General features: G+C 48.2%; 8 protein-coding genes and 1 pseudogene. All 9 read left to right on the forward strand.

What is annotated here, in order from left to right; all coding sequences use genetic code 11:
• On the forward strand, positions 1-937 hold a 937-nt coding region (locus BQ5809_RS11010; RefSeq protein ID WP_420911739.1), incomplete at its 5' end, for a phage tail protein.
• Positions 937-1,836 carry a phage tail protein gene (locus BQ5809_RS07810; RefSeq protein ID WP_003785083.1) on the forward strand — a complete coding sequence of 300 codons (900 nt, stop codon included), beginning with the start codon at positions 937-939 and terminating at the stop codon, positions 1,834-1,836. The genes BQ5809_RS11010 and BQ5809_RS07810, both read left to right, overlap by 1 nt.
• Positions 1,833-2,051: a tail protein X gene (locus tag BQ5809_RS07815; RefSeq protein WP_003785084.1), complete on the forward strand. Its 219-nt coding sequence runs from the start codon at positions 1,833-1,835 to the stop codon at positions 2,049-2,051. Before BQ5809_RS07810 ends, BQ5809_RS07815 begins: the two co-directional genes overlap by 4 nt.
• A complete protein-coding gene (locus BQ5809_RS07820; RefSeq protein WP_032827571.1) occupies positions 2,051-3,160 on the forward strand; it encodes a phage late control D family protein in 1,110 nt (369 codons plus the stop codon). Before BQ5809_RS07815 ends, BQ5809_RS07820 begins: the two co-directional genes overlap by 1 nt.
• The gene (locus tag BQ5809_RS07825) at positions 3,123-3,734 is read left to right on the forward strand and encodes a phage baseplate assembly protein V (protein WP_071461641.1); all 612 of its coding nucleotides are present in this window, start codon (positions 3,123-3,125) and stop codon (positions 3,732-3,734) included. Before BQ5809_RS07820 ends, BQ5809_RS07825 begins: the two co-directional genes overlap by 38 nt.
• 108 nt (positions 3,735-3,842) lie before the next feature.
• Positions 3,843-4,217, forward strand: a complete 375-nt coding sequence (locus BQ5809_RS07830; protein ID WP_038314558.1) for a GPW/gp25 family protein — start codon at positions 3,843-3,845, stop codon at positions 4,215-4,217.
• The gene (locus BQ5809_RS07835) at positions 4,214-4,681 is read left to right on the forward strand and encodes a baseplate J/gp47 family protein (RefSeq protein WP_081353480.1); all 468 of its coding nucleotides are present in this window, start codon (positions 4,214-4,216) and stop codon (positions 4,679-4,681) included. The genes BQ5809_RS07830 and BQ5809_RS07835 overlap by 4 nt, the downstream gene beginning before the upstream one ends.
• Before the next feature lie 4 nt (positions 4,682-4,685).
• The gene (locus BQ5809_RS07840) at positions 4,686-4,982 is read left to right on the forward strand and encodes a hypothetical protein (protein ID WP_231954121.1); all 297 of its coding nucleotides are present in this window, start codon (positions 4,686-4,688) and stop codon (positions 4,980-4,982) included.
• Positions 4,983-5,320, forward strand: a pseudogene (locus BQ5809_RS07845) (tail fiber protein); the annotation flags it as partial.

Consider the following 5,320-nt stretch of genomic DNA (forward strand, 5'->3'; position numbering starts at 1 on the left):
CGGTATTGCGCCCATTATGCCTTTGCTGGAAATGATAGGGGCTGGCTGGAAAGGTTTATTTGATTTGGCTGTGGCATTTGTGCAGCCGATTATCGCGTGGTTTCGTGAGCTGGGTTTGGTTAGCGATGAAACGGCGCAAAAATCGCAAAGCATTGGCTATTTTTTTGGCGCGATGTTGGGAACACTACTGGGGAATGTTCAAGCGATTGGCGGTGCGATTATCAACGGTTGGCGCATGATTTTTGATAGCCTGTTTAATGTGGTCTTTATGGTTATTGAACAGGTTAAATCCGTATGGCAAGGCGGATTAAGCAACATGGTTGCGCTGGTAATGAACTGGTCTATTTTGGGCGCAATCCGTGCCATTTTGAATGCGATTGCGGCATTGTTTGGCGGCGAAGTAGGCAGATGGGCAAGCTACGGCGCAAACATGATTGACGGCTTGATTAACGGCATTTCGGCTGGCATTGGACGCGTGGTTGCAATGGCGCAAAATTTGGCAGCGCGTGTGAAAGGTGCATTTACAGGCGCAATGCAAATTCATTCTCCCAGCCGTGTTTTCCGCTCGTATGGCGGATTTATGACCGAAGGCTTGGCGATTGGCGTAAACAAAAGCGCGGATAAGCCCATTGGCAAAATCCGCCAACTGGCAAGTAACCTAAAAAACCGTTTTGCCGAACGAATGAGCGGTTTTCGCAGCGATTTGTCGGCGCGGCTATCTGCCAATGCGGATAATTTAAGCCAAGCGCGAGCCGAATACAGCCAAGCACAATTCAACAATGGCGGTGCAATGACCATTCATTTCAACCCCACGATTAACATCAATGGTGGCGGTAATATGTCCGCACAAATGCAGCAAGGTTTACAAATGTCATTGTACGAATTTGAAAAAACGCTTGAACGTATGATGGCAGAAAAAATACGGAGGGCTTATTGATGTTTGCACAACTGGGCGATGTGAAATTTGAATTATTGAACAGTTTCACGACTCTTGAAGAAACCCACGCCGCCACTTTCGCCAAACACGATGTGTTGAAAGGCAGACCGCGTTTGCAAGCGATGGGTAATGATTTGACCGAGTTACGGTTCGGCATCAAATTGCATTGGAAACTGGGCGATGTGGACACGGCATACAAGGGCTTGATTGCCGCCAAAGAAGTCCAGCAAGCGGTAAGTTTGGTGTACGGTTCTGGGCGATTTGTCGGCTGGTTTGTGATTGAACGGCTGACCAGTCGCACCACGCAAATGGACGGCAATGGTCGCACGGCAGCGCGTGAATTGGACATTGAACTGACCGAATTTGTGGGCGACCCAAATAACCCACTTCCCACACCCGCAATTATTTCAGGCAGCCAAAATCCATTATTGGCAATGCTGCCTGAAAGCGCGAAAAGCCAAGTTTCGCCAATCGTAGAGAATGTGCAAAAAGCCGTGAAAGTCTATCGCACGGTGGAAAAAGAGATTGACGAAGCACAACGCTTGTTTCAGGCTGCCAAAGAGTTGCGCCATGACCCAGCAGGCGCATTGCATATTGTGGGTGATGTATTGGGTGTGGCAAGTGGTGCGTTGGGCAAATTAAACACACTGCCTGAAATCACCGCAAAATTGGGCGATTTAAAAGGCGTAGCCGAATTCGCACTACAAAGTAGCCAAGCGGCTTCGCAGCTGGGTAACGCGGTCGGTGAACTTCGTGCAGGATTTGACAGTGGCAATGTAGGAGATTGGCTAAATAACGGTGCAAACGCGATAGATGCTGCCGCTGAAAGTCTGCAAAACGGCACAGCAGCCGTGCAAGGTTTAATCGCATGGATTGCGACACGAAAGGATGCAACATGAACGGCGTTTTAATTTACACCACGCTCGATGGCGACCGTTGGGACACGATTGCGCATAAGCATTATGGCACCGCTTTTGAGATTGACCGCTTGATTGCAGCTAATCCGCATTTGCCGTTTGCGGAACAGTTTGAAAGCGGCTTGACCGTGTTTATCCCCGTCATACAGCAAAAAATACAACGTAATCAGGAGAAAATGCCGCCATGGTTGAGATAATGAATTTACTTTCAGGCAGCCTGAAAAGCGAAAACCAGCACCCCGTTACACGCCCTGATTTTGTTTTGCAATACGAACAAAAAGACATCACAGCCGACATCGCGCCCTATCTGTTATCGTTTACTTACACGGATTATTTGGGTGAACAGTCAGATGAATTGCAGGTTGAATTTGAAGATACGGACAGGCGTTGGTTGCATTCATGGTTTCCCGAACAAGGGGATAAATTGAGTTTGTCGGCTGGCGACCAGTTCACAGGCTTGATTAACTGGGGTAACTTTGAAATTGCGGAGATTGAATGGGAGCGCAGTCAAAACGGCGGCGACAGAGTAACACTCAAAGCATTAAGCACAGGCATTACCAAAGCCAATCGTACCCTAAAAGCCAAAGCCTATGAAAATACCACGTTGGCGGCGATTGTCCGAATGGTAGCCAAACGACTGAAATTAAACGTTTCAGGCAGCGTGGCGGACATCAAAATCCAACGCGTTACCCAATATCAAGAACGCGATATTGAATTTCTTACCCGATTGGCACATGAATATGGGCATACATTCAAAATTGTCGGCAACAAAACGCTTGTATTTGAAAGTCGTAAACAATTGGTAGAACGCAAAGCGGTGGCTATCTTGCAGCCTGAAAACTTAATCCGTATCCGATTGCGAGATGCGATTAAAAACGTTCCAACTGCTGTGGAAGTATCTAGTTTTAACCACAAAACCAAAAAAACCGTTCAGTCCACGAAAAAGACAAAATCGCGGCGTCAATCGCGAAAGAAACCAGCTAAACGCCCGACCACAAGCGATATGCTTAAAATTGTGGCACGTAGTGGCGAAAGTCAAGCGCAATTAAACCGCCGCGCCCAAGCTGCACTAGACAACGCGCAGGATGAACAATGCGCAGGCAGCGTGTCGTTGTTTGGTCATGCTTTATTGGTGGCGGGGCAGACGGTGCAATTAGTCAAAATAGGACATTTTTCAGGGAAATATTTGGTCAAACAAGCGCGACATGATTACAGCCATTCACGTGGTTATACGACTGAATTGGAAGTCAAAATGATTGAATACATAGATGAAGATACGGAGCAGCAAAATGTTCAGGCAGCCTGAAAATCATGATTTTACCGCCACATTGCAATTTGGTACGGTTGCGGAAATTGACGATAAAAAACACGCTGTACGCGTGGTGCTGCCAGCATTGGAAAATCTGCAAACTGATTGGCTGCCCATGATTACGCTGGCGGCAGGTGGCAATCAGTTTTACTGTTTGCCTGACATGGGCGCGTTGGTGGTTTGCCTGTTGGACGCGCGTGGCGAAAGTGGCGTGTGTTTAGGCGCGATTTACAATGAGGCTGACCCTGTGCCAGCGACTAGCCGTGATTTGCACGTTTTGCAATATGCCAACGGCACGCGCATTCAGCACAATCGCAAGACTGGCGATGTACTCATCAAAACGAATGGAATGGTAACGATTGACGCGGATACCGTTGTTCAAAAAACACTCACGGTAAACGGCTTACTCACTTACACCGCAGGCATGGCAGGTTCGGGCGGTAGTGGTGCAGCTGCCACGATTTCAGGCAGCCTGAAAGCCACAGGCGATATTTCAGCAGGTGCCATTTCGTTACAAAATCACGTTCACACCGAACAAGGCGATGGGGCAAAAACCAGTTCAGCCGAATAAATCAAAACCGTCAAAATTCCTGACATCAGGAAATTTTGGCGGTTTTTGTTTTGTCTTTTTTAATCCGCATTAAAAGCCATTCAGGCAGCCCGAAAGCATAATTGACGCATGAACTACGAACACCCCATTTCCCAACATTGGCAGCTCGCACAAGGCGGTAACGGCATCACGCAAGGTGCGGACGACATTGATTTATGTATCCACAATATTTTGTCCACGCGCAAAGGCGCAGACGTATTACGCCCCAATTTCGGCTCAAACCATTTTGATTATTTGGACACGCCCGAAGACATCTTCGTGCCAAACGTGGTGCGTGAAATCACGCTGGCGATTCAAACATGGGAAAAACGAGCCGTAGCAGAACGCGTACGATTTAGCGGCAACGCCCCACACATCACGATGATTGTGGAATGGCGAATCGCGAACGACATCGCCAGCGAACTCTATCAAACCCAAATTTACGCAACAGGAACAGCAACATGAATGTGAGCGATTTAAAACGCGAAGAAGTCAAAATCGTGGACGACAACCCTGAAACGGTGTTGGCGGAAATGATTGCGGATTACGAATCACGCACAGGCAAAACGCTGCAACCTGCCCACATTGAACGCTTGCTGATTAACACATTCGCCTACCGCGAAACGCTCAACCGCCAGCAAATCAACGAAGCCTATCGGCAACAACATGTCCGTTTTGCCACAGGTTTGATGTTGGATTTATGCGGTGATGACGTGAATACGCCACGATTGGAAGCGTCTGCCGCTCGTTGCACGATACGGTTTCAGGCTGCCAATTTTAGCGGCGAAGTGAATATCCTAATCGGGACATTGGTATCCGTGGGCGATGTCGTTTTTAGCACGATTGAACAAGGTCAATTAAACACCAATCGCACCCAGCAAGATTTACAAGCAGCCTGCACTCAAACAGGCGAACGCGGCAATCCGTGAAATCGTGCGGCGTTTGGGTTTGGGTGAAATCAATCTTGTGGAAGGCTTAAATAGCAAACAGCACAACGCCAAAATCAGCCGAGACGGCAAATACGTTTACGGACACGCCGACCGCTGGGCGCATTACCGCATTGAATTAAACCAAACCATTACCAACGACCAAGCCGCTTTATTACGCAAAACACTACACGCTTTTGCACCAGCACGTTGCGTGTTGGCAGCATTGGATTTTCGTGCTGCTGCCCTGCGCCACAACGGCACAGCCCAGCGCGACGGCACATTCAACAAAGGAACTGCATAAATGGCAAATTTAAAAGAAACCCCAGTCTGGGAAGCAGGCGTTTACCAATGGGAAACATCCGACCCTGTGATGGGTGGTGAAAATGGCATTGACAATAAGCCCACACGCCAGCTCGCCAATCGCACATCATGGCTCAAAGCAGAAATGGCTCGCATTAACGATTTAATCCATGCAAACCAGCAAACAGCTACACAACAATTCGCACTCAAAACCACCACTATCACAGCAGGAGCAGGTTTAACTGGCGGTGGCGTGTTACGCGACAATCAAACTTTGTCATTGGGTAAACCGTCCAAAATCACAGCAACCACAACCAATTTAGCCGTTAGCAATACGCA

It is taken from the genome of Kingella kingae ATCC 23330 (genome assembly GCF_900111845.1).
In the GTDB taxonomy this organism is placed as follows: Bacteria; Pseudomonadota; Gammaproteobacteria; order Burkholderiales; family Neisseriaceae; genus Kingella; species Kingella kingae.